The sequence below is a fragment of the Nocardia sp. NBC_01499 genome, from assembly GCF_045040275.1.
In the GTDB taxonomy this organism is placed as follows: domain Bacteria; phylum Actinomycetota; class Actinomycetes; order Mycobacteriales; family Mycobacteriaceae; genus Nocardia.
Window position 1 is genome coordinate 1,534,462 of the sequence record NZ_CP109426.1, and the last position, 22,363, is coordinate 1,556,824.

The 22,363-nt window shown below is 62.7% G+C and carries 21 protein-coding genes; 9 read left to right on the forward strand and 12 right to left on the reverse strand.

All coding sequences use genetic code 11. From position 1 onward, the window contains the following. The first annotated feature begins 225 nt into the window (after positions 1–225). Positions 226–978, forward strand: coding sequence for a helix-turn-helix transcriptional regulator (locus OG203_RS06880; RefSeq protein ID WP_405164826.1), 753 nt, complete (start codon positions 226–228; stop codon positions 976–978). Here OG203_RS06880 and OG203_RS06885 read toward each other — a convergent pair. The 7 genes from OG203_RS06885 to OG203_RS06915 all read right to left on the reverse strand — a co-directional run bounded on the left by OG203_RS06885 (position 960) and on the right by OG203_RS06915 (position 8,044). Next, on the reverse strand, positions 960–2,465 hold the full coding sequence (locus OG203_RS06885) for a Dyp-type peroxidase (RefSeq protein ID WP_405164827.1): 1,506 nt from the start codon (positions 2,463–2,465) through the stop codon (positions 960–962). The genes OG203_RS06880 and OG203_RS06885 overlap by 19 nt on opposite strands. Beyond that, on the reverse strand, positions 2,462–3,355 hold the full coding sequence (locus OG203_RS06890; protein WP_405164828.1) for an SAM-dependent methyltransferase: 894 nt from the start codon (positions 3,353–3,355) through the stop codon (positions 2,462–2,464). Before OG203_RS06890 ends, OG203_RS06885 begins: the two co-directional genes overlap by 4 nt. Positions 3,356–3,359: 4 nt before the next feature. Continuing rightward, positions 3,360–4,625, reverse strand: a complete 1,266-nt coding sequence (locus tag OG203_RS06895; RefSeq protein ID WP_405164829.1) for an ester cyclase — start codon at positions 4,623–4,625, stop codon at positions 3,360–3,362. Between the two features lie 191 nt (positions 4,626–4,816). Continuing rightward, a complete protein-coding gene (locus tag OG203_RS06900) occupies positions 4,817–5,197 on the reverse strand; it encodes a glyoxalase superfamily protein (RefSeq protein ID WP_405164830.1) in 381 nt (126 codons plus the stop codon). A gap of 81 nt (positions 5,198–5,278) precedes the next feature. After that, positions 5,279–6,103, reverse strand: coding sequence for an ABC transporter permease (locus OG203_RS06905; protein ID WP_405164831.1), 825 nt, complete (start codon positions 6,101–6,103; stop codon positions 5,279–5,281). Beyond that, positions 6,100–7,092: an ATP-binding cassette domain-containing protein gene (locus OG203_RS06910; RefSeq protein ID WP_405164832.1), complete on the reverse strand. Its 993-nt coding sequence runs from the start codon at positions 7,090–7,092 to the stop codon at positions 6,100–6,102. Before OG203_RS06910 ends, OG203_RS06905 begins: the two co-directional genes overlap by 4 nt. Before the next feature lie 202 nt (positions 7,093–7,294). Next, positions 7,295–8,044, reverse strand: coding sequence for a hypothetical protein (locus OG203_RS06915; RefSeq protein WP_405164833.1), 750 nt, complete (start codon positions 8,042–8,044; stop codon positions 7,295–7,297). 216 nt (positions 8,045–8,260) lie between these two features. Here OG203_RS06915 and OG203_RS06920 point away from each other — a divergent pair, with 216 nt between their 5' ends. From OG203_RS06920 to OG203_RS06930, 3 genes are read left to right on the forward strand one after another with little or no spacing between them, the layout of a single operon-like run. After that, a complete protein-coding gene (locus OG203_RS06920) occupies positions 8,261–9,745 on the forward strand; it encodes an FAD-binding oxidoreductase (protein WP_405164834.1) in 1,485 nt (494 codons plus the stop codon). 24 nt (positions 9,746–9,769) lie between these two features. Then, entirely contained in the window at positions 9,770–10,216 is a 447-nt protein-coding gene (locus tag OG203_RS06925) for an enediyne antibiotic chromoprotein (protein WP_405164835.1), read from the forward strand. A gap of 16 nt (positions 10,217–10,232) precedes the next feature. Beyond that, on the forward strand, positions 10,233–11,096 hold the full coding sequence (locus OG203_RS06930) for a hypothetical protein (RefSeq protein ID WP_405164836.1): 864 nt from the start codon (positions 10,233–10,235) through the stop codon (positions 11,094–11,096). Between the two features lie 20 nt (positions 11,097–11,116). Here the strand turns inward: OG203_RS06930 and OG203_RS06935 are convergent, their stop codons facing one another. From OG203_RS06935 to OG203_RS06945, 3 genes are all read right to left on the reverse strand, one after another. Further along, on the reverse strand, positions 11,117–12,157 hold the full coding sequence (locus tag OG203_RS06935) for an SRPBCC domain-containing protein (RefSeq protein WP_405164837.1): 1,041 nt from the start codon (positions 12,155–12,157) through the stop codon (positions 11,117–11,119). A gap of 76 nt (positions 12,158–12,233) precedes the next feature. Continuing rightward, on the reverse strand, positions 12,234–12,875 hold the full coding sequence (locus tag OG203_RS06940) for a DUF6073 family protein (protein ID WP_405164838.1): 642 nt from the start codon (positions 12,873–12,875) through the stop codon (positions 12,234–12,236). Between the two features lie 20 nt (positions 12,876–12,895). Beyond that, the gene (locus tag OG203_RS06945; protein WP_405164839.1) at positions 12,896–14,215 is read right to left on the reverse strand and encodes a HEAT repeat domain-containing protein; all 1,320 of its coding nucleotides are present in this window, start codon (positions 14,213–14,215) and stop codon (positions 12,896–12,898) included. Between the two features lie 308 nt (positions 14,216–14,523). On the opposite strand from OG203_RS06945, the gene OG203_RS06950 reads away from it, so the two are divergent. After that, on the forward strand, positions 14,524–14,874 hold the full coding sequence (locus OG203_RS06950; protein WP_405164840.1) for a hypothetical protein: 351 nt from the start codon (positions 14,524–14,526) through the stop codon (positions 14,872–14,874). A 475-nt stretch (positions 14,875–15,349) separates the two neighbouring features. Here OG203_RS06950 and OG203_RS06955 read toward each other — a convergent pair whose 3' ends face one another. Further along, positions 15,350–15,868 carry a DUF6301 family protein gene (locus OG203_RS06955; RefSeq protein ID WP_405164841.1) on the reverse strand — a complete coding sequence of 173 codons (519 nt, stop codon included), beginning with the start codon at positions 15,866–15,868 and terminating at the stop codon, positions 15,350–15,352. 13 nt (positions 15,869–15,881) lie between these two features. After that, positions 15,882–16,280: a TY-Chap domain-containing protein gene (locus OG203_RS06960; protein ID WP_405164842.1), complete on the reverse strand. Its 399-nt coding sequence runs from the start codon at positions 16,278–16,280 to the stop codon at positions 15,882–15,884. 51 nt (positions 16,281–16,331) lie between these two features. Between OG203_RS06960 and OG203_RS06965 the strand changes: the two genes are divergently transcribed. The 4 genes from OG203_RS06965 (at position 16,332) to OG203_RS06980 (ending at position 21,100) form a co-directional block, all read left to right on the forward strand. Then, positions 16,332–17,590 (forward strand): IS3 family transposase gene (locus tag OG203_RS06965; RefSeq protein ID WP_405162070.1). Its coding sequence is split into 2 segments (ribosomal slippage): positions 16,332–16,605 and positions 16,605–17,590, totalling 1,260 coding nucleotides; the frame shifts between segments, so codons are not numbered across the junction. A gap of 412 nt (positions 17,591–18,002) precedes the next feature. After that, positions 18,003–18,761 carry a GIY-YIG nuclease family protein gene (locus OG203_RS06970; protein ID WP_405164843.1) on the forward strand — a complete coding sequence of 253 codons (759 nt, stop codon included), beginning with the start codon at positions 18,003–18,005 and terminating at the stop codon, positions 18,759–18,761. Positions 18,762–19,154: 393 nt separating this feature from the next. Further along, positions 19,155–20,074 (forward strand): IS5 family transposase gene (locus tag OG203_RS06975; protein ID WP_405162659.1). Its coding sequence is split into 2 segments (ribosomal slippage): positions 19,155–19,544 and positions 19,547–20,074, totalling 918 coding nucleotides; the frame shifts between segments, so codons are not numbered across the junction. A 90-nt stretch (positions 20,075–20,164) separates the two neighbouring features. Beyond that, positions 20,165–21,100 carry an HNH endonuclease gene (locus OG203_RS06980; protein WP_405167787.1) on the forward strand — a complete coding sequence of 312 codons (936 nt, stop codon included), beginning with the start codon at positions 20,165–20,167 and terminating at the stop codon, positions 21,098–21,100. Positions 21,101–22,363: the final 1,263 nt, after the last annotated feature.

Here is a 22,363-nt window from a genome sequence, read left to right on the forward strand (position 1 = left end):
TTCTAGGTGATTACTGTGCTCGTTCGCCCATACTCACCATATGATTTAGAAGTATCTACGGCGCGGTGTCCGACGGACGAGTGCAGCATCGACCCGGGACGCCACTGCGCGCTCTGCGCACAGGACGGGCACTGTCTGAGCGCGGACGGCACCGAACTCCCCCTGTGCGTCGACAGGGATGTCGCCGCCGCCTGGCTGGCCTCGGTGGGACGCGCGATCACGCACATGCGTGACGATCCAGCCAGGGAACAGCGATTATCCGATCACGCCAACGCGGGCCTGTTCAGCCCGTTCCATTTCCATCGGGTGTTCCATCGGATCACCGGCGCCACACCCGGCAGATTCCTGGCGGCCGTCAGAATGGCAGAGGCACAACGTCTCCTGGCCAGGACGCAGCTCCGGATCGGCGATGTGTGCAGCGATGTCGGCTACTCGAGTCTCGGCACGTTCAGCACTCAGTTCCGGCGCATGGTCGGCGTGTCACCGAGCTCCTTCCGAATCCTTGCCAGACGAATCGGCGACCGAACGGTGGACAGTGTCGATCCCGCACGCATCGATCGGCCCGAGCGGGGCGGGCAATCCCTGATCGCGGAGGTCATCGGGATCGGTCCCGGAGTGGTATGGACCGTGTTGTTCGATGCCAACCGGCACCTGGCGAGTCCGGTGGGACACACGCTCGGAATCCTGCCGGGACCACAGCGGCTCACCGCGGTTCGGGCGGGGAATTACCACACCCTGTCCAGTTATGTGCCAACGGGCACCAGGGTGCTCGACGCCTTGCTCGACACCCCACGTCCGGTAGGACGGCTGATCGCGGACACACCGGTGGTGGTGCGCCGGACCGGCGGTGTACAGACCTTTCCGGTCCACCTCAGGGCGCGTCGAATCTGCGATCCGCCCATGCTCAGCGCGCTGCCGCTACTCGCGCTCGAGGATCGCGTCACCGCGCCCCGATCGCGTCACCGCGTTCCGATGTGATTGCGCAGGGCGGTGATCGAGGGCACGAAGAAGTACCCGCCGCCGGTCGGAACGGTCCATTGCCGAGGCAGGGTGAGGCGCAGGTGGCCGACGGCCCCGTCGGTTCGCAGGTAGGGCAGCGAAAACCCACGCGCATGGCTACCGACCGCGGCCCGGTTGTACTGTCCAGCGATCGGATCGTGGCCCTCCTCCTCGGCGCGCAGATACGGATTGTTGAGCCAGGACCGGGTGATGTATTCGAACTGCCGCTCCAGCGAGGTCTGATATGCCGCGAAGAGCAGTCCACGATCGGCGGCGTGCGCGGAACCGAATGGCATGCCGCGCCGAAGGATTCGATGCGTCTCCATACTGGCCTTCGTGTCGACGGAGGTCTCGTGATCGCGCGGATACGCCTTGCGAATGTGCGCGGCCTGCGGGCAGATCAGACCGAGCGGATCGGTACCGCGGTCTCCGGCGTAGCCGAAGTTGTCGACGCGGTGCGCGTTGTAGGCGATGTCGAGGTTCTCCGCCGCCGGGGACAACATCACCGGGGTGCCGTGCCGCCAGCGCCCCATCAGCCGCGCCCGCAGCTGTTCCCGTGTCATCGTTGCCAATTCCGCTACCGTATGCACCTGCGCGAGCGCGTCGCTGATGAACTGCTCGAAGGCGTCGACGTCTTGGCGCAGTCGCCGAAGCACCAACAGCGAGCCGTTGCGCCCCCAGGTCGGCCCTGCCTGTGCGGGCAGCCCCGGGTGCCACGGATCGAATGGATCCTGCGTGGGATAGCCGAAGACGAATTCGCCGGGCCATACCAGCTTCTGACCCGGTTTGGCCTCGTCGGGCCTGGCCGGGTCGACGCTGGGGTGCAACAGCACATCAGGGTCCGCTGATATCCGCCCGCGGACACCTGGCTGTGAAATCGGATCCCGAAAACCGAAGTGCTCGTGCCCCTCCGGCGGTCCCGGCAGCCGGGCGCAGGATTCCACCTGGATCACCTCGACGCCCTCGGCGGCGAGATCGGGCACGGCCGCTCGGGCGGATCGGTCGTCGCAGGCGATGACGAGCACGATATCGGCCTGCGTCGCCGGGCCGCCGACGATCCAGTTGGCACAGTGCCCCGGGTCTCGCTCATCGATGGGATCACCGAGCATGCGAGATCGTTGGTGCAGGCCCTGTGTGAACGGCACATCCCGCATCGCCTGCGCCTGCGGCGCAAGCAACGTGAGGCCCGGATAGCCGAAGCCGACTCCGACCATCGGCGCCGAATCGCGCCGCGCCGGGGTCGACCGCCGCCGCAGGACCTGACGCATCGTCGTCACGGCCGGCGCCAATCGCGTCAGCCACTTCTTGGTCATACCGACATCTACGATCCGAAGAAAGACGAAATCCTGATAGGCGGTGTCGAATCCCGCCAGGATATTGCCTTGGATGTCGTCGATTTCCAGCAGCGGTTCGGTGCGCCCGGCTCGGGCCCGCGCCGCTGCCACGCCGATGTCGCGCAGGGTCATCGCGCCACCGCCGAAACGAGCAAGTAGTCCTGGCCTGCCACCTCACCGGCCCGATCGAACTGCTCCACCCACCCGCGCCACATGGCGCGGACCAGAGGGTTGACCCGCTCCACGATATCGGCATCGGCGAGGCGGCGGCCGAGGTAACGCATGTAATGCGGGTACACCTCGTCCCGCAGCGACTCCACCCTGATGTCGGCGAATCCCTTGTGGCCGAGCAACTCTTGATACCGGCTCGCTCCGTACAGGTTCTCCTTCGGCACGGCGACCACCGTGCGTTGCAGATATTCGGCGACCCGGTTCGGCTGCGTACCGTCGATCGGCGCGGGTTCAGCCAGGACCAACACGCCACCGGGGCGCAACACTCGCCTTGCCTCGGCGAAGAAATCAGCTCTGGTGATGAAGTGGAAACTAGCCTCGAGCGATAACACCGCGTCGAAGTCGTTGTCGGAGAACGGCAGAGCCGTGGCCGAGCAGGTGGTGAACTCGGGTGCTTCCCTGCCGAGTCGCTCAGCTGCCCGCCGTCGTGCGAGGTCGACCTTGAAGTCCATCAGGTCCGTGCCGACCAGCTTCGCCGGGCGGAAGTGCTCGACCCAGTAGCTGTCCTGGTCGCCGAAGCCGCAGCCGACATCGAGCACGCGGCTGCCCTCGCCGATATCAGCCCGCCGTGCCATCAGCTCGGCCAGGGCATCGCAGGCCGCGTCCAAGGTTCCCGGGCCATCCGCCCAGTAGCCGAGATTGTGGTAGAGACTGCGTTCGCCGAAACAGTTTTCCGTGCCGTCCATCCACTGCACCAGCTGAACCCGTGCCCGGATCGGTGCCAGGAACAGCGCCGCGAACAACATGTACCCGGAGCAACGCCGCAGCACCCTGCGCGATGCTCGATGCACGTCCTCAGACCGCACTATCGGTGAACCGCCCCTCCGCCGGGAATATGTCCAGCTGGGAAAGCAGCGTGTGGAGATCGAAGTTGTAAATGGCATCGGTGATGACGCCGTCGACCACCGTGAACAGCGAAATGCTGCGAGTGATAACACCTTTTCCGGTGGGAGCGGTGCCGAGCAGTTCCCGAGTGTGCGTGCCAGCGAAGGCCGCGAGCACGGTGACCCTCGAGCCGTCGATGATGACACGTTCGATATTGAACTGGAAATCCGGGAATGCGTGGAGGAGCGCCATCGTGGTCAGCGATTCCTGCAAGAAATCGGTCGCTCCCGTGGCGATCAGCCGGTCCATATGGTGCAATTGCCTGCCATTGAGCACGTCGTTGAACAGGCTGCGCAAGATGAATCGGCCATCTCCGGCGGTCCCGGTCGGCCGCATGCGCGGTGCCCCGGCGTCGAGCAATTCGCGCGCGACACCCAGCTGTTCTGCCAGCTTGTCGAGATCGAATCGGAGATCGAGATCGACGATGAGACCCGACTGTGCCTCGAGTGTCAGATCCGCCGTGACCCGGATATCGGCGCCCTGGCCTGTCATGCCCCACAGGTCCCGGACATGACGGCCCTCGACCACCAATTCGGCGCGCGCGACCGTCGCGTCGACGGCTATCTCACCCACCGCGAAGTGCACGTCGTCGAGGGCCGCGGTCAGCGCGAGCAGCACGAGCGACCCGACCACCCGGCCGTGCGCGTCCGGATGCACCAGTTCGTCCACGGCGGCGAGATTCTTTTCTTGCAGTACCTCGGCCACGAACCGCCGCACGAGAACTTCCAGGTCCGACCCCTCGAAGGAGTGTGCGGCGTCCTTGGCCACGCCGAGTAGGCGCAGCATCTTGAGCTCGTTGCCAGTTCCCCAGCGCTCGGTCATTTTGTCCCCGGCGAGCCGGACGATGTCGATTCTGCGGGCCGACAACTGCTTACCGGTGGGCGGAATGCCCATATACGTAGCACGATGGGTGCCGCTCCACTTGCCTATGCAGACGACGATGTCACCCTCGGCAAGCTCCTCATCGACGTCGTATCTGAAATCCGGAAACGATTCCAGGTATGAACGCAGCACCGCTTTGAAACCCGAGAGAGCGATATCTTGTCCTGGATAAGGATTCCAGTCGACATAGTCAGGTACCTTCAGCTTCTCAACCGAGTCCAGACGATGCTCGTTGAATACTTCGTGCACCCAGCGCCGCACGACCTGCTTGTTCGCCTCCGCTTGCGCAACCATGTCATTTCACCTCACAGTGATGCCTTCCGAATGGAGTCAACGGTACCGACCAAGTCGAATCCGGTTTTCCTCCAGATTGCTTCACTTGATGATCGCGAACGCGGTAGGCCAACGATGTTGCGATGAACGTACGCCGTGGAGGTGTCGCCGAATGTCGTGCCATTCGGCGACACCTCCCAACGGTATCCTGATTACTCGAGACCGTCGGCTGTAGCCTGGAGAATAATCCCGTTCCCGTCGGGATCGTCCAATGTTATAAACCTTCCCCATGGCTCTTCCTCGACGTCACCGTTAAACGTGACGCCCTTGTCCCGCAACCTTTTTATGTCGCCGTCGAGATCGTCCGTCTCCAGCACCATGCCCTTCGAGGAACCCGGCGTCATACTGGGAAACCAGGTAGCAAGCACCAGAGAGGTGGACTGTCCCTCCAGCCCCACCTGCACCCAGGTGTGGTCGGGTCCCATAGGGTTCTCGCGGATCAGCTTGAATCCGAGGACATCGACATAGAAAGACTTCGCGCGTTCCTGATCGGAAACCGGTCGAGAGACCAGTTGAATATGCGTAATAGTCATGCAGTGATCGTAGTTGGTGGCCGTGCCCACCGTCTAGAGCGACGGCAACGATGTCCGTTTCTGGGTTATTTCAATCCACCATCACGTTCGCTGCAGACCACGGAATGCGGCAAAGGCCGTCGTCGACATGGTTACCGCGAGAAATAGCACGGCCGCGAGCAGGGCGCGCGCCACGGCGGTGGTGTCCCAGCCGGTGATCAGCAATGCCCGCATACCTTCCATGAGATATGTCATGGGGTTGAAAGCGGCCACGGTGCGCAGCCAACCCGACAATTCGCTGCGAGGTAGGAAAACCGGCGCTAGAAACATGATCGGGAAAAACAAGAAAGTAAATGCTTGAGCTGCCTCCGGCTTTCCGGTCAACAGGGACACGGTCACCGAATAGCCCGCGTACCCAAGCCCCCACAACACGGCGATCGCCAACAGCACGAGCAGTCCGGCGAACCCGGTGGCCGGTGCCAGCCCGAGCGCGAAGCCGACGGCGATGATCACCACGGTGAGCACGACGGTCAGCACCGCGCCCTGCACCACAGCGGCGGCCACCATGGAGAACCGGGAAATCGGCATGGTGAGCTGGCGGTTCATGTATCCGCTCGCATTGTCGGCAAGCAGGCTGAAACCGGCGGCGCCACCACTGATGGCGACCATGATCACGGCGACCGGCAGCGTGAAGTTGATATACTTTCCACCCGTGATTTCGGACACTGCGGCGCTTTCCCCGAACATGCCATTGTAAATGAGCAGAAAAAATATGCTGATCAACAAATTGGGGATAATGGTCGCTGGCTCCCGGATTGCCCTGGAAAGCACGCGTTGGGTCAGCAGCAGGGTTTGGGCCGGCACCGAAAGCCCTACGGCGCCTTCCCTATTGCCCGCCGCCGACGGGAATTGCGTGGCAGCTGTCATCGCACAACCTTGCTTTCGTCGATCCGAGCGTTCCGGCCCTCGATGGCATTCAGAAAGACGTCGTCCAGGGTTGGGGAGGTGAGGTTGACAGCCGTCGGTGTGATGTTCTGCGCGGCGAGTGTCGTCACCACCGTCGCGACTTCCACCGCGGCGTCATCGACGCCGATGCGCACCTGCGTCATGCCAGGAGAAAAGGGGGCATGTAACGCGGCGGCGGCGCGTTCAGCGGTCTGCTCGTCGTCCAATGTCAGCTCGATCACGTCGTGTCGCAGGCTGCGCTTGAGTTCGGCGGGCGAACCCTCACGCACGACGCGACCGCCATCGATGATCGCTACTCGATCTGCCAGTTTGTCGGCCTCCTCCAAATACTGAGTTGTCAAAAGAATTGTCGTGCCCTCGTCGCGCAGCGCCCGGATCTCCTGCCAGAGTCGGCGCCGCGATGCCAGGTCGAGTCCGGTGGTCGGTTCGTCGAGCAACAGCACAGTCGGCCGGTGCACGAGCGCGACCGCCAGGTCCAAGCGGCGGCGCATCCCGCCCGAGTAACCCGAGATCCGCCGCGTGGCAACCTCGTTCAGGTCGAAACGATCGATCAGCTCGGCCACCCGGTGTTCGGCTCGCTCGCGAGACAGCCCGTAGAGGCGGGCGTGCAGCTCGAGGAGTGCGGCTCCGGTCTGAGTCGGGTCGATTCCGGTGTCCTGCAAGGCGACACCGATGTGCCGCCGCACGCTCGCGCCGTCGCGGACGATGTCGTACCCCGCCACCGCGGCTGTCCCGGAATCGGGTCGGCTCAGTGTGGCGAGGATGCGCACCAGGGTGGACTTCCCCGCACCGTTGGGGCCGAGCAACCCGAAGATCTCCGCCCCCTCGATGTCGAAACTCACGCTGTCCAGGGCCCTGATCACCGCTCGTTTGACGCGTCGATCGGGAAAAGTCTTCGTGAGGTCGCGGACCTCGACACGTGCTCCTTCGACATCGCTGCGAGAAGCCATGAGTTCGCAGTCCTTCCTGCACCGGGCGGCCTTCCACCCGACGTCTGTGCTGGACTCTGTTGATCACATCATGAGGGTCGATCGAGCGACGGTCGACCATGTAACGGAGATCACTATACCAAGATAGTAGTGATTCGTCCTCGGCGATCTGCCGCCGAGGACGAAGTGATCGAGCAGCGGGGTACGGGTGGTTACCAGGTGTTCACGGCCGGGATTCCGCGCCGAGTCGCACGCCCTCGGGCTTCGGCATGGCGCCGTTACCGGTGGGCTCCTGCACGGCATCGTCGCCGACCAGCTCGCAGGATCTCAGCATGGCGGTGTACGAAGCGAGCGAACCACGGATGGTCTCGCTGTAGACGTCTCTCGAGGCGACGGCCAGATCGCGCATCGGCTCCATGAAGATGGTGAAGAATGCCGGGAAATTGTTATCAGCCACGATCGAATTACACGTCGGTTCCAACGATTGAATCAAAAGTACGCGAGTCTTGAGTTTCCGCAGCAACTCGATGCGCTTGCGCACCATAACGGCGAACCCGCCTTCGCCGATGAGTTTCAGGCTGCCTTCGAATCCGTGACCACGGCCATTGGCGAGAGCCATTGCCGAATACGCTTCCAGCTCACGGTAGTTCTTCACCGATGCATCGATCATCGCCCCCATTCCGTGCAGGGCGGAAAATGCGCGCTTGATCGCCCCTTCGATTCCGGTGCCCTCGGTGACCGGCGCGAACAGGTCGGTAATGGCTCCCTCGGTCTCGGTGACGGCGCCCCAAGCGGTCACGACTTCCCGGACCGCGTCGTCCATGCAGGCGAGTGCTTCGACGGCCTTGCCGACCGCACGGAGTGTCTGCGCTGTCGCAACCTCGTCGATGACCAATCCCCGGACCACTTCCGGAGCTTCCTCCGCTGAATAGTTCACCGGCGGACATTCGTTGTGCAATCCGAGAACACCCATGATTCCTCCTCCGTGTGCACTTCGTTCTCGAACCAACGCTAGTAACCGGAGGATGTTGCTCCTTCTTCCAACTTGCTTCGTTCGGCCTAGATCGCCATGACGACGCACGGAGCAACCTCCGATAAGCAATGCGCTCAGCCGATGGATACTGTCGAATTCGAGCGGTGGCGTTGATCCGAACCGGCAGCCCTCGGGACAATCCATGGAGGCTCAACGATGGTCCATTCAGATGTAATCACGCCGACCGACCATCTGTACGACAGTTATTGCCACGGCTTCAATCCGCGCTGGTCCTCCTCACCGAAAAGAATCCATTTGCCGCACGACGGCGCCGAGGTGCTCGACGCGGTCCGCTCGGCTGTCGAAGAACAAGCGAGGGTGGCGGTTCGCAGCGGCGGTCATTGCTTCGAGAACTTCGTTGACAATGCGGATGTCGAAGTGATCATCGATATGTCCCGGCTGGATACCATCGAATGGGATGCGGCCCGCAACGCCATCGCGGTCGGCGCGGGGACTCGGCTCGGCGCGCTCTACACCGTGCTGCTCGAGCGGTGGGGTGTAACCGTTCCCGGTGGTCAATGCCTGTCCGTCGCCGCCGGTGGGCACGTCGCGGGCGCGGGCTACGGACCACTGTGCCGTCGCCTCGGTCTCGTCTCGGACTATCTACACGCCGTCGAGGTCGTGGTGCTCGACGATCCAGGAAACCCTCGGATCGTGGTGGCGTCCAACGCATCCGACGATCCGAATCGCGGACTGTGGTGGGCGCACACCGGCGGCGGCGGCGGAAACTTCGGCATCGTGACCCGCTATTGGTTCCGTGGACCGGACGCACAGAACACCGCGGGGTTGCCCCGCCCGCCGCGAGATCTCTGGACCGGCCTGGTGTCGTGGCCGTGGGCGGCCATCGACGAGGAAGCGTTCCACCGGCTGCTCGGCAACTTCGAGGAGTGGCATGTGGCCCATGCCTCGGCCGCTGACCCGGCGGCCTCGCTGTTCGCCAGGCTTCTCCCCATGCGGCGCAGCTACGGCGCCGTCCTGATGGATGTTCAGCTGGATCCGGCAATCCAAGGGGCCGAAACCATGTGGACGGAATTTCTCGATGCGGTCAATGCGAGACTCGGGGTCCCGATGGTCGTGAACGACCGCACGGAGATGCCGTGGCTCGCGGCAGTGACCGCGCTCGACGCATACAGCGGTGATCCAGCACAGCGCACCGAGCACAAATCAGCAATTCACCGCCGACCGTACACCGAGCATCAGCGCGCCACGCTGTACCGGCAACTCACCAATGATTCCCAGGTGAATCCGCTATCCGGGTTCGGCATCTCGTCCTTCGGCGGTGCGGTGAATCGGGTCGCTCCCGATGCGACGGCGTGTGCGCATCGTGGCTCGATCATGACGGTTCTCTATATGGCGAACTGGAGCGACGCCGCAGCGGACGACAGACACCTGAGGTGGTTGCGTGAAACCTACCGAGATCTGTACTACCAGACCGGTGGCGTCCCGATACCAGGCGCCGAAACCGACGGCTGCAGTATCAATTACCCCGATGTGGATCTGGACGATCCCGAATGGAATACGTCCGGGCTCGGTTCGGCCGAGCTCTATTACGGCGCGAATCATGCCCGGTTGCAAGAAATAAAGAGGCAGTGGGATCCGAGTGAGTTTTTCAGACATCAACAGAGCATTCGTCCTGCTTGACGATTCGTGAGAGAGGTGTGATCGATGAAGAAAGTGATACTCGCCAGCACACTCATCCTCCTGGCAACGCCGCTCGGCACCGGACTATCGGCAGCACCGGCGCGCGCCGAAGCCGCACCGTCGATATCAGCCACCCCGTCGTCCGACCTCTCGGACGGGGATACGATCACGGTGACGGCGAGTGGGTTCGACCCCAATACGAAAATTTACGTCGGCGAATGCGCGATCCTCGCGTCGGACACCCTCGGCTGCAATGTCGACGACGCCAAGATCGTGAAGCCCGACGGCGCCGGGAACGCCTCGATCCCGATCGTCGTCCGCCGGTCCTTCGATGCCCGCGACCACAACGGCAACAAACAGGCGCGAGTGGACTGCCCGACCGTGGTGAACGGATGTATGGTCGCGGCAGGAAATGACGACCACGACAGAAGTGCGGACCAGAGTGCGCGAGCACCGATCAGCTTCCGCTGACCTGCAAGGGGCACAGATGCGCGAGACACCGTCGCCTGCCATTCGAGCAGCGGATATCCAGGGCGAGTTCGTGACCGATGCGGTTCGGGTGCGCCTGCGGTTGCCGATCTCGTGTGCCGAACTCTGGCCCGCGGTGAGTGATCCAATCCAGATCGCCCAGTGGATGGGCGATCTGGACGGCCCCCTGTCCGGTCCGTCGCCGGTGCGCCTCGACTTCGGGGACGGCGACTTCTTCGCCATCGACCCACTCGGTACCACGCCGGGCCGGACGCAGGTGTTCGCCTGGCGATTCCTCGGTGTCGGGCCGACCGACGAGATCACCTGGCAGTTGGCCGAATCCGAGAACGGCTGCGTATTCGCCGTGCGCGATCACCACGCCTCCCGCACCAGGGAAGAGGCCGTCGAGATGGTCGAAGGCTGGTCGGATTTTCTGGGCCGCCTCGCCGGTTACGTCACGACCGGACGGCGCACCCGATACCACTGGCGTCACGAAATAGACGGGGCCGCAACGCTTTGCGACCCGGATGCGCCTCTGCTCGAAGAACCGGAACTGTACCGGTGGCTTCCCGTGCAACAGGACGGCACCGGGCGGACCTTCCAATTGGACGGCGAGGGGACGCCGTCGGCTTTCGGCGTCGTCGACTGGCGGCTTGGCCCCGGTCGTGAGTTGTCGTTCGCGACCGTGATCCCCGGTGCCGCCCGTCCGCCGGCCTGCACCGTGCGCCTACTGCAAAGGGGGCAGCGCGACACTCGTATCCGCTTTGCGCATACCGGCTGGGCCGCAAGGGATCTCGGGCTGCCCGAGGAGCAGTGCCTGGCACTGCGTCGTCGATTCGCCACCACTTGGCAAGCGGCGCTGAGCTCGATTGAGCGCTGCTGAGGCTCGATTGGGCGCTGAGTTCAATTGTCGGGTGACCCGCCGACCGACCACCCATGCGGCCCGGCAGGCGGCCCGGCGGGCTGGAACAGGCTCTGGGCACGCGCCGCGGCGGCGATCCAGAAGTCGGTGAGCAGCTTGCGTTCGGCAATAGGGTCGGCGATCGTCAACGACTCCCAGCCGTGATGGAACACCTGGAGCAGGCTTTCGCCCAAACCCACCGGCTCGATCCAGATCCGGCCCCCCAACTCCTGCTGCCAGTTCGGACGGCGCAGGGCGAATTCGAGATAGGGCAGGTAGGAGGGGAATTCTTGAGCCGCGTCCACGAGCTTGGTGACGCGCAGCCGCACCGCGCCGCTCGCATCGCCGATCATCAACGTCATTTCGTCGTCTACGCCGAGTGAGCCATGCGTGCGCTGCAGCCAGTGTTTGACGGCACCCGAATCGGTCAGCGCCTCCCAGGCGGGAAAGGCCGGTTGCGGGAGCGGAATCTGCAGGTATGGACCCATCCGCCGCCACGGCCACCGCCAGTTCGTGCCGGTCCGCAGATGTCCGGCCAGCTGGTCGAGGATGCCAGGCCAGCCCATGCCGTTCCATGAACGCCAGTCCGACGGCGGGTTGACCGCCTCCTCTACGACCGTCACGGTCGTGCCGTTCGGCCCTGGGACCACCGTCCAGGTGACCGAAGTAGCCGGGCCGATCCCGACCCAGCGCCACAGGTATCGCAGCATGCCGATATCGGAAAGGGAGGGCGGTGACGATTCCATGGTTCGGCACCAGAAGAATTCACCGTCTTCGAAGTCGAGCAGCACCTCCTCGTCGGCCCGCGCCCAATCACCGCGACACACACCGAGCCACTCGGCCACTCGCGCCGGGTTCGTCATCGCCTGCCAGACCTCGTCGGGTGGCACCGTTATCGATACCGTGCTGGCAACGCGTTCGAGCCGGTCCTGCGCAATGCGCATCGCGCCACCCTGCAGCGGGCGGAAATCGGCTGTCTCCTTGGTCAATTCGGCGGCACGCGCTGGCCACGGCCCGCCGAATCCGATCTCATGTTCGGTCATCGATGCTGCGCTCCTGTTCATCGAGGGGTCGGTCGGCAAAAGAGGCGGGTGGCCGTGGCCACCCGCTCCTGTTGTGTCACATGCTCCCGATCTGCTCCTCGGTCAGGTAGCCGCCCATGTTGAACCGCAGGCTGGTCACATAGGCCACCGGCGCGTCATCGAGATGCTCGATATCGTTCAGCGGCAGCATCCGATAGATCTGGCCCTTACCGGGAGCACCGGCAGGCGGGATCTGCCGGACATCATCGATGGTGAGGATGATCGGCTCCTTGTTGACAAGTTTCAGACCAAGCTTCGGCAGAGCGAACACAGCACCGACGGCCATCCGGCAGGCCTTGGCGGACGGGCCTTCTCCGGCGTAGGGATCGAACGGTGTGCGAATCTGTCCGGCGGACAGGCATTCCGGATTGAGCGAGACCGTGATACGGCCGAGTTCCGGACTGTCGCCGACCATCTTCATCTCGATCAGGTTGGTGTAGACCTCCGCCGACGCCCATTCGCGGGAGGTCGGCGTGGAACGAACCACCCGGACGAAACCCTCGAATTCGACGGCGTATTCGCCCATGCCTGGCACGGCGAAGGTGTCCACCGATGTGATGCCGAGGTTATCGATCCCTGGATCCGGTGTCGCCCAGGGGATCACCTCCGCACCGGCGTACACATTAGGGATTCCCTCGGTTGTGACGGGACGACCGTAAATCACAGTGGGAGTGGACATCGTAGCTCCTTTCGCAGAGATCAAGGCAGGATGGTGGTGTGGTCGCAGCAGGTCCGACCACGGCTGTCCGCGATCCCGTCCTGATCCATATCGATCTCGCCTTCGGCTGTCGAGTAGACGTCGCGAGAATTGAGATCGATGAGTCCGTCGCCGTCCCAGTCGTTCAGCTTTCCCTTGAACGTGCCTGCGATGAAAGCGTTGGTCATCGGCCCGATTTCGGGATCGTGCAAGGTAGAGAGCACGCCGTTGCCCGGTGTCAGCACCTCGGCCAACGGCTTGCCCGCGATTCTCGCCAGGTTGACGAAACCCCAGCCCTGGAACCGTCCGCGCACGTAGCGAATCGCCGCATCCTGGTGGATTTGGAATCGGGGTTCCAAGTGCCAGGTGCCGTACCTGGCGAAGCCGATGTTCGCCTGCCGGATGCCCTCGCTCGGATCGTCCGCGCGCCCCGACTTGAAGAATGTCCGGGGCACAAGGGACTCGAAGAAGAAGTTCCCCCGATCCCGCCGCGTCCGATCGGTGAAGCCACGGAAAAGATAGTTGTCGCAATGCGGCGAACCATCCTTGTGCAGACCGCTGATCGTTTTCGCGATCACCAGTTGCCGTTCGCGCGTCGCCACATTCGGGCAGGCATGCGCCTGACCGAAGATCCGCGCCAGGCCCTGCGGTGCCAATGAAATCTTGCCCCAATGGGTATTGGTGTCATCGAGCCGAACGTAAAGGTCGCAGTGGATCAGCAGGTAAATGGTTTCGTCGAAAGTGCGACCTGGAGTGAACAGGCAGGACCTGCCGTCGAAGGCGGGATCTCCACTCTGCAGTTCGCTGATGAAAAGCTTGGACCACTCCGCGATTTCGGGATCGTCATCGCGAAGGAAATTCTGCAACATCGAGATTCCCTCGGGCCCACCGAGCTTCTCGGCGGCCCACAGTGCGTCCCAACGGAGCTCCCGGTTAGTGTCGTGCCGGACCGCCTGTTCGAGCAACTCGAGCGCATCGGCATGATCGCGATCGGCATACTCGTAGAGTGCCTGTTCGCGCATCACCGGGTCCGGATGTTCCAGCGCCTGTGTGCGCAGCTCATCGTTACTCCGGTTATCAAGCCGGATCGCCACCCGATCCAGCGCATAGCCGAAGTCGCTCGCCCACGCGGCCGGATCACCCGCGACGAACCGCGGATCGACATTACCCAAAGTGGCACGATACGCGTAATTCAACGCATCCCGCTGTTCGGATCCGAGATCGTCGAGTAGAACAGGCTCCGCCACGCCGGACTCACTCCACTCGGCGGACCGCTTCTCTGCCAACTCGCTCGGTGACTTATTGCATAAATCAATAGCCATCGCTACGTTCCTCCACTCGCGCTGCAACAGTTAACTCAGGCTAAACCCGTTGACCGACCGAGCTTTATCTCAAGTTGCCGTCACTCCACACCCGCACTCGATACACACCGCCGGTCCGATTCCGCCGTATTCGGCTCTCCCCTTTGCCATTCCGAAGACCTGGCTGCATGTTTTCATTGCGCCACGACGGCCGTTGACGATCACGGACGACTGTCTGATCGGTCAACGATCAAGGCACTCGACTAGGTTGCGGGGCAACCGATCTCCTTCGCAGGAGACCACCGGATGATTGTGGTTCGGTCCGCGAGGTGCCGGCCGCCAACCGTCACCGATGCGACGTCAACCCCAGCGACGAGGTACTCACCGTCGCCGACCTCAGCCATGACGTCCTCGTCATTCTGCCGATACCGGTGGTTGCCGCAGCGCTGAGAAACTTCCTACCGGCACCGCGACGCGCCTATCTGGACGAGTATCTCGGTGCGGTGCTGGTCAACGGCCGCGCGATCGGTGTGGTGCTCCTGGACACCATCGCCCTCGCCGACGCTCACCACCTGAAACCCACCACACTCGTCGCCGCGATCGCCACCAACAATCACCACGACCTCAGCGCCAGCGACCTACTCGTCGATGACCCCACCTTCGAACTCCGCAACCGGTAACCACTGCCATGGACTTCGCAAATACGCTTCGACTCTATATTCCGTCGAATCCAAAGCGGTCTACAGACATGTCCCGGGCCGAGCGGCTCTCCAGTGATTCATGCTGCGCGAGTTCCGGATCGGTGGTGGTGGATCGTGTCGTGGCAACTGCCGCAGACATCTTGGCCACCGTGGGCTGGTGCTTCCCTGCCAGGGTGTTGAGCATGGACGTCGAGGTAGCCCACTGGTAGGGGGCTACCCGTCAGACATCCGAGGCGAGCCGGTAGTACCGGACGACGCCCCGGTATTCGGCTCCGTTCGCCTTGACGATCGAACAGTTCGCCGAGCCCACCAGGTGTGTTAGCTCTTTCATATCCCTTATCGATCGTCTTGGCAATCCCGCCTTTAATTTCCTTTTCGCTTCCTTCGAATATTCCGGCTTTAGGGCGGATGGATTACCTGTCGATCTACGTCACCGATGTCGCGACCCTCGATTTCACATTTCCTGTAGCCCGTTTGCTTCGTCGTAGTCGGCAAGCCAGGCGTTGCTCACCAAGCGCAGTCGCACCATGAGCAACAGATCGGTCAGCAGCAGCGTTGTTTCCGCACCGGCCCAACGGATCTCGGGAATCGCCTCCAGGATCCGCCCGGTCGGCTCACCGAGCGTCGCTATCAGCGCGGCTGTCATCCGGGCGAACACATCATGCACTTCAGCTCGACCAGCCGAGTCATCGGCGGCGAGAGTGGTTACCGCGACCTCGATCCGCTCCGCCTCACCGTCACTACCGATGACATCGCAGCTGCCAGGCCCAAGCCCCGAGTCGAACCGGACCCAGTCAGACGACTCGATGATCGGATCCTGCCATCCGAACACCACCAACAACCTCAGGAGGTTGTCCATCCGCCACGACCAGACCAGTGATCGCAGCTCAGCGGCCAAATCAACGACCTCAGTGTCCCCCAACGCGCGCCACTCGGTCACTGGATAGCCGTTGCCCGGACCGAGACCTGCCATGTCAAACTCTCCCCTATCGCAGTCCGATGAGCGGCAATTCGATCTCCCGATTGCCGTCGCGCTCGTTCCATGCCTTGTACACCAGCTTCGACGGTTCGGTTATCCCGTAAGCGTCCCGCAATCCAGCCACGATCCTCGACGCGAGTCGTCGATAACCGTCCGAGCTTGCCGGCCATGGCAATTCGTACCACCAGTTGTCGCAGTGGTCAGCATCCGGTTGATGCCATCCGGAATCCGCGATCAGCCGTCCTCCGCCGAGTCCCCCTGCGACGGTGCCAGTCAGCGAACTCAACCCGATCTGCTGCCAGTCCTTCGCGTTCAAACCGTCACGATGACCCTCTAAGACTTGAAGGCCGCGCGCACCCAAATCCACGCCACCGGTCTGCAAAAGCCCCAGTCCCGCGCCCTTCAATGAACCGCCCCGGCTTTTCGGCCGCTTCTTTCCTTGTGAAGGATGTGGGCCATGCCCAAGCGTTATCCGATCGAGCAGCGTGAGCGTGCGGTGAAGATGGTGCTGGACCGCCTCGACGGGTATCCGTCGGCGTATGCCGCCTGCCAGGCGCTCGCCCCGAAGCTCGGTGTCCACCCGGAGTCGTTGCGGGTCTGGGTGAAGCAGGCCCAGATTGACACCGGGAAGGCTCCCGGTGTGACGAGTGCGGAGCAGGCGCGGATCAAAGAACTCGAACGCGAAGTCCGAGATCTGAAGGAGGCCAACGAGATTCTGAAAGCTGCCTCGATTTTCTTCGCGCGGGAGATCGACCCGCGCCGCCGGTGATCTGTGCGTTCATCGATCAGATGCGGGGGCTGGGTTTCCGGGTCGATCCGATCTGTCGCGTGCTCACCGAGCAGGGCGTGCAGGTCGCCGGACGAACCTATCGGAACTGGAAAACCGCGCCGGCTTCGGCGCGGACAGTGACCGACGCGCGCCTGACCGACGCATTGCTGGCCACCATCGGCACGCCCGAGGGAATGTATGGGCGCCGCAAGATGACCCCGTATCTGCGCCGCCAGGGCCTCCAGGTAGGGATCGGCACCGTCGACCGACTCATGCGTGACGAAGGTCTGTCGGGCGTGGTCCGCGGCGGCAAACACCGCACCACGATCGGCGGGAAAGGCGCCGGTCATCGCCGCGCCCCGGACCTTCTCGACCGCGACTTCACCGCAACCGAGCCAAATCGCAAGTGGGTCACCGACTTTACTTACGTGCCCACCTGGTCGGGGTTCGTGTATGTGGCGTTCGTGATCGACTGCTTCTCCCGTTCCATCGTGGGCTGGCAGGCCGCCACGATCAAGGACACTGCCATGGTCACCACCGCACTGAGAATGGCGCTGTGGCGGCGCGATCACGATGGTCACGCCGTTGAGGATGGATTGATCCATCACAGCGACGCGGGATCGCAATACACCTCGATAAGATTCGCAGAAACCCTTGCCGCAGAACAGATTGCGGCCTCGATCGGCAGTATCGGCGATGCCTACGACAACGCCCTGGCGGAGTCGACGATCGGGCTGTTCAAGACCGAAGCCCTCGCCCGTGACAGCCCGTTTCTCACCGGGCCACTGCGGGCGCTCGACGATGTCGAGTACGCGACGATGGAATGGGTCGACTGGTACAACAACCAGCGGCTGCACAGCCTGCTCGGCCATATCCCACCCGTCGAGTACGAAGCCGCCTATTACGCTCAACAACAGCCATCCCAGCCGGTGATGACTCAACCATGAAGCCGGCCGGAAAGTGGGGACGGTTCAGACCACTCGAGCTATCGGACTGGCGGGACCAGGATGTCAGTCGTTCAGCGGATGGCCCTAGTGGGTTCATCTCGTAAGACTTGGGGATCGCGGCAGCGTGTCCGGTCCGCTGACGGAGGTCCGCTGCAGAGGAGTTGTGATGCACAAGTCGACGAGATGGGCCGAATGAGTCACTCCCCGCCGACAAACCGGCCCTCGCCGAGCATGTCGGTCACGTTGCTGCGGCCGTACGGCACCAGCGCCACCGCTGGCCGGTCTCTCTATGCTGCTCGGATCTTCTAGCGTCAACAGCCGATAACAAGAAGCCAGTGGCCAAACCAAGCCCGGTTTGAACATTCGCTCATAGCCGTCTATCGCACATCCCTATAGACCAGGCGTGCGAGATATGGCAAGTCAAGTCGGGCAGGGTGTCTGCCCGAAAATCCACAGACACAAGGAGTTCTCGGAAATGGGATACGTCTACGCATACCGGTTCGGCACTGAAGATCTGTTCAAAATCGGATTTACATCCCGAACACCTGAACAGCGGAAGGCTCCGATGCAGACCGCTTCCGCCCATCCCCTGATCCTGTTCGACGCGATCGAGACCGACGACTACAAGCAAGGTGAGAGACACATCCTGGACTCCTGGGATCACCGACGTACCAACCCGCCTCGCGGGGAGGTCCTACGTCTCACCGAGGTCGAGGCCGCAGCGGCGTTCCAACATTGCCGCACATACCTCGACGATGAAATACCCAAAGCGAGAAGGGTCAAGGAACTCGAAGAGGTCGAACCTGACCCGACCGTACTGCCCCGCGACGACCACGCCACCCAGTTGCGTCTTCAGTGGATTGAACTCGATCAGAAAGAACAGGAGTTGCGATTAGCCATTGTCCGTACATCGGCCAAGAAGATCCAGGTGGAGACCGATCTCAAGCTCGCCATCGGTGCCACAAGCGGGATCGATGGAGTTGCTGCCTGGGGATGGACCAAGGTAACCCGCCGAATCAATCCGGACCTCGTCAAAGCCGCCGACCCGGAGCTCTACGAGAGATATCTCGTACCACGGTTCGATGCAACGGAGTTCAAAGCCCATAACAAAGACATCTATGACTCTTATCAGGAGATCCGACGATCCCGAGAGTTCAAGATTGCCGCGTAGGCGAACTCCAGTCGCCAGCGCACACCGCCAGCGCTTAGGGAGACCTTGCACCCAAGCACACGCCCTTCGATACCCTTGCCGCGCGGCGTGTTCGGGATCGCGCTCACAATGTGCGGCGAGGGGCAGGCCGCGGTGGGTGAAGACCACCGCCGCTCACCGGAAGACATTCCTGTTCTCCCACTTCTCTATCGGGCGCTTGCTACCGTCAGAACACGCACAGTGAGCACTTCCCGGGGAGGGCGATCTAGGCCGTGTTTAAGAAGTGGTTGATGGCGGCGTCGCTGACGCGTAGTCGCTTGTAAGCGTTGGGGTTTCGCGTGTCGCTGCCGGGAGATGGGCGAGGTCTCCGGTAGATGGTTTGTTTACCAAGACGAACCGAATTCCGGAGACCTCGTGACCAGCGTAGCGGCATCGAGGCGTGCGGATCTCACCGATGAGCAGTGGGCGGCGATCGAGCCGCTGCTGCCGGTCGGTAAGAGGGCCGGGCGCCCGCCGAAGTGGATGAAACGGCAGCTCATCGACGGGATCCGTTGGCGGACAAGGGTGGGGGCACCGTGGCGGGATGTGCCCGAGCGGTATGGACCGTGGCAGTCTGTGTACGGATTGTTCCGGTCCTGGCAGCGCGGCGGGGTGTGGGCGGCGATCTTGTCGGCGTTGCAGATCTGCGCCGAGGCCGCAGGCGACATCGTCTGGGAGGTCAGCGTGGATTCCACGATCGCCCGCGCCCACCAGCACGCCGCTGGTGCGCGTAAAAGGGGGATCTGCAGGTCGAAGCGCCCGGCGGGGTTACCGTCGAGCCTGCCGACCACGGCCTGGGGCGCTCTCGCGGCGGGTGGACCACGAAACTGCACTTGGCGTGTGAGCAGGGCCGTAAACCCTTGGCGCTGTTGATTACTCCTGGTCAGTGGGGTGACAGTCCGCAGTTCGAGGCAGTCCTCGACGCGATCGAGGTTCCCCGTTTCGAGACCGGGCGGACCCGCACGCGACCAGACCGGGTGTTGGCCGACAAGGCCTACAGCTCCCGCGCCAACCGCGCCTACTTACGGCGACGAGGCATCAAGGCGACTATCGCCATCCCTGCCGACCAACTCGCCCACCGCCGACGGCGAGGAACCTCCGGTGGCCGGCCCCACGCGTTCGATACCGAGATCTACAAGCAGCGTCACGCCGTCGAATGCGGCATCAACCAGCTCAAACAACACCGTGCCGTCGCGACCCGCTACGACAAACTCGCCGTCCGCTACCTGGCCACCGCCCAGATCGCAGCCATCAACATCTGGCTCGGCAACGGCCACTTGTTAAACACGGCCTAGTTGCCAGCATTCGCGGCCTTGGTAGTCGTAGTGCTGATCCTCGGGCTGATCCTGGCGGTCATCGAGTGGGCAGCAGCGAACTGGCTACCGATCGCAGCGATCGCTACCGTCCTACTCGGGACGTGGGGTCTGGTGCTGTTGGTCCGGCATATACGCATGACGCGGTACTTCGCGAGCGACGAGTTTTTGGCCCACAAGGCTGCGGTCGCCTCCTTCGTCGCTGAGCACAACGAGCTCGCGCAGTACGTCGGTGAGATACGCAGTCGAGGCACGTTCGCGCTCGGTGGGTCGTCCAGTGGAGCGCAGGCGCACCTGGCAAATTTCCAGAACACCAGCCGGCACAAGTATCGGCGCGACCGCAACACCGCCACTTATCGGACGCCGTTCGTGCACAACTGCTCATTGCAGGTCGCCCGCGCCGCGAGCGCCGACCCGATCAAGTACGTCATGAAGTACTTCAACATCAAGCCCACCGAGACCGACCTGGCTGACGTAGAGAACCTGGGCGATGGCATCACTCGCCTCGAAGATGCCGTTACCAACCTTGGGCAGCGCGAGGCCAGCATCACCCAGTCGATCAGCCCACCTAAGTTCATCATGAAGCACTACGCAGGCGAGTTCATGAAGCACGTCGGGGTCGAGTTGTCGCCGATCACGGTGCCTCACCCTGTGTACAGGTTCGAGTACGTCAGTGCTGGTGGGAATAGCTCGCAACGCACGACTGTCACGCTCAACCGAGAGACGATCGACGCGATGATCGAGACGATGTCGAAGAAGATCAAGTTCCGTAAGAGCGTAGCGGGTCAACGGGCGCTGATGACCTCGAAGCTACGGACGATGATCAAGGAGCGTGACCGCTACACCTGTAGATACTGCTCTATCTCACTCGCAGCTGAGCCTCACCTGCTGCTCGAAGTGGACCACGTCATGCCGGTGTCCAAGGGCGGGCTGACCGCGCCCGACAACCTTCAGACCTTGTGCTGGCGGTGCAACCGCACCAAGTCGAACAAGGTCATTGCCAGCTGATCATCTACCGGCCTGGCGGTCGGGACCCAAACCGCGCTGCCGACATTGACGCTCAGAACCGCGGTGGGCGGCGATCAGGCGCGCGCCGGAATAGCCGAGGGCGTGGCGGGTTTGGCTGGTGCCGCGGCCGTAGAGCGATTCGCGGAACGCGAACGAGCATCTCATCTGGCACAGCTTGGCCGGCCATTCTTACCCTCGGCAGATCGAGGTGAACTCCAGGGTCGCGATCTGGTCGGTATTCAGCGTTTTGTGTTCGGGGCAGGAGTGCGAGCAACAACTACCAAAGGCTCGTCAATCTGGTAGCAATCCTGGGACATTCAGCCTGGTAAGTAACGTATCTAGTGTGAGCAAGTTTAAATGTGCAATCGTTCCCTTTGAAGTAGTTTCTTGCGATAAGTATCCCTCGGCGCGCAATATGAGATTGAAGTCTGCCGGGATTCCGACGAACGACAACAAGCGGCCGGGACCGAGTGATCCGGCATGGCGAACAGCGACCTCCTTCCTGACCGGCGCGCTGCTGTCTTGGAGTTACGGTGCAAGTTCTACATAGTCACGTGCGGTTTGCCCGCCCGCGTACGGCCCGAGTTCGCACGGATCGAATTCACGGTCGGGAGCGCCGGCGCGATCACGATGCCCGCGCAACTCGGCGCACTGGTCAAGGCGCACATCCTGACGGAGCGCAACGGCCATATCGGGCCGATCGTCTCGCACCCACGCTCGAAAAGATGGACATTCTTGGTCTGTCCGGACATCCCCGGAGACATTGCTCTGTTCGCAGAGTTGTTCCGCCACAACGTATCTGTCGTTCCCATCGGCGGTGAGGTCGCCTTGCCTTCACCACAATTCGATTCGATGCTGGGATACCGCGAGTGGGTGCACGAGCCTAGCGACGGACACCGGCCGACAGGCACTGACGTAGTGGGCGCGATCCGTTGCTGTGTGTCGCCTATGAGGCAGTGAGCACCAAGTGGTGAGCGAAGTGCGCGTAGCGGATGAGAACGACCACTGCGCCCCACGAGGTTCGACCCGGAGCGTGAAGTCGCCGGGGCTGTCGAGGCCCACACAGGGGTACTGGGCGCGAAGGGCGCTCAGACAGAAGGGAGATGGGGGAACCCATGCTATCTCGTTGTAACGCAATCATTTTCGCCGGATTGCTCGGCTCCGCCGCGCTCGGCAACACACCGGCCGAGGCCACGTCTACTGCAAACCTCGAGTTCGTCTCCGCCAAGTCTTCCGGGTTTGAATTCACCTACCGTCGGCCAT

Excerpts from the sequence above, each read along its gene's own strand:
- OG203_RS06880 (WP_405164826.1), top strand. The coding sequence starts at position 226 with ATGCGTGACGATCCAGCCAGGGAACAGCGATTATCCGATCACGCCAAC.
- OG203_RS06885 (WP_405164827.1), bottom strand. The coding sequence starts at position 2,465 with ATGACCCTGCGCGACATCGGCGTGGCAGCGGCGCGGGCCCGAGCCGGG.
- OG203_RS06895 (WP_405164829.1), bottom strand. The coding sequence starts at position 4,625 with ATGGTTGCGCAAGCGGAGGCGAACAAGCAGGTCGTGCGGCGCTGGGTG.
- OG203_RS06900 (WP_405164830.1), bottom strand. The coding sequence starts at position 5,197 with ATGACTATTACGCATATTCAACTGGTCTCTCGACCGGTTTCCGATCAG.
- OG203_RS06905 (WP_405164831.1), bottom strand. The coding sequence starts at position 6,103 with ATGACAGCTGCCACGCAATTCCCGTCGGCGGCGGGCAATAGGGAAGGC.
- OG203_RS06910 (WP_405164832.1), bottom strand. The coding sequence starts at position 7,092 with ATGGCTTCTCGCAGCGATGTCGAAGGAGCACGTGTCGAGGTCCGCGAC.
- OG203_RS06915 (WP_405164833.1), bottom strand. The coding sequence starts at position 8,044 with ATGGGTGTTCTCGGATTGCACAACGAATGTCCGCCGGTGAACTATTCA.
- OG203_RS06920 (WP_405164834.1), top strand. The coding sequence starts at position 8,261 with ATGGTCCATTCAGATGTAATCACGCCGACCGACCATCTGTACGACAGT.
- OG203_RS06925 (WP_405164835.1), top strand. The coding sequence starts at position 9,770 with ATGAAGAAAGTGATACTCGCCAGCACACTCATCCTCCTGGCAACGCCG.
- OG203_RS06930 (WP_405164836.1), top strand. The coding sequence starts at position 10,233 with ATGCGCGAGACACCGTCGCCTGCCATTCGAGCAGCGGATATCCAGGGC.
- OG203_RS06935 (WP_405164837.1), bottom strand. The coding sequence starts at position 12,157 with ATGACCGAACATGAGATCGGATTCGGCGGGCCGTGGCCAGCGCGTGCC.
- OG203_RS06940 (WP_405164838.1), bottom strand. The coding sequence starts at position 12,875 with ATGTCCACTCCCACTGTGATTTACGGTCGTCCCGTCACAACCGAGGGA.
- OG203_RS06945 (WP_405164839.1), bottom strand. The coding sequence starts at position 14,215 with ATGGCTATTGATTTATGCAATAAGTCACCGAGCGAGTTGGCAGAGAAG.
- OG203_RS06955 (WP_405164841.1), bottom strand. The coding sequence starts at position 15,868 with ATGGCAGGTCTCGGTCCGGGCAACGGCTATCCAGTGACCGAGTGGCGC.
- OG203_RS06970 (WP_405164843.1), top strand. The coding sequence starts at position 18,003 with ATGGCAAGTCAAGTCGGGCAGGGTGTCTGCCCGAAAATCCACAGACAC.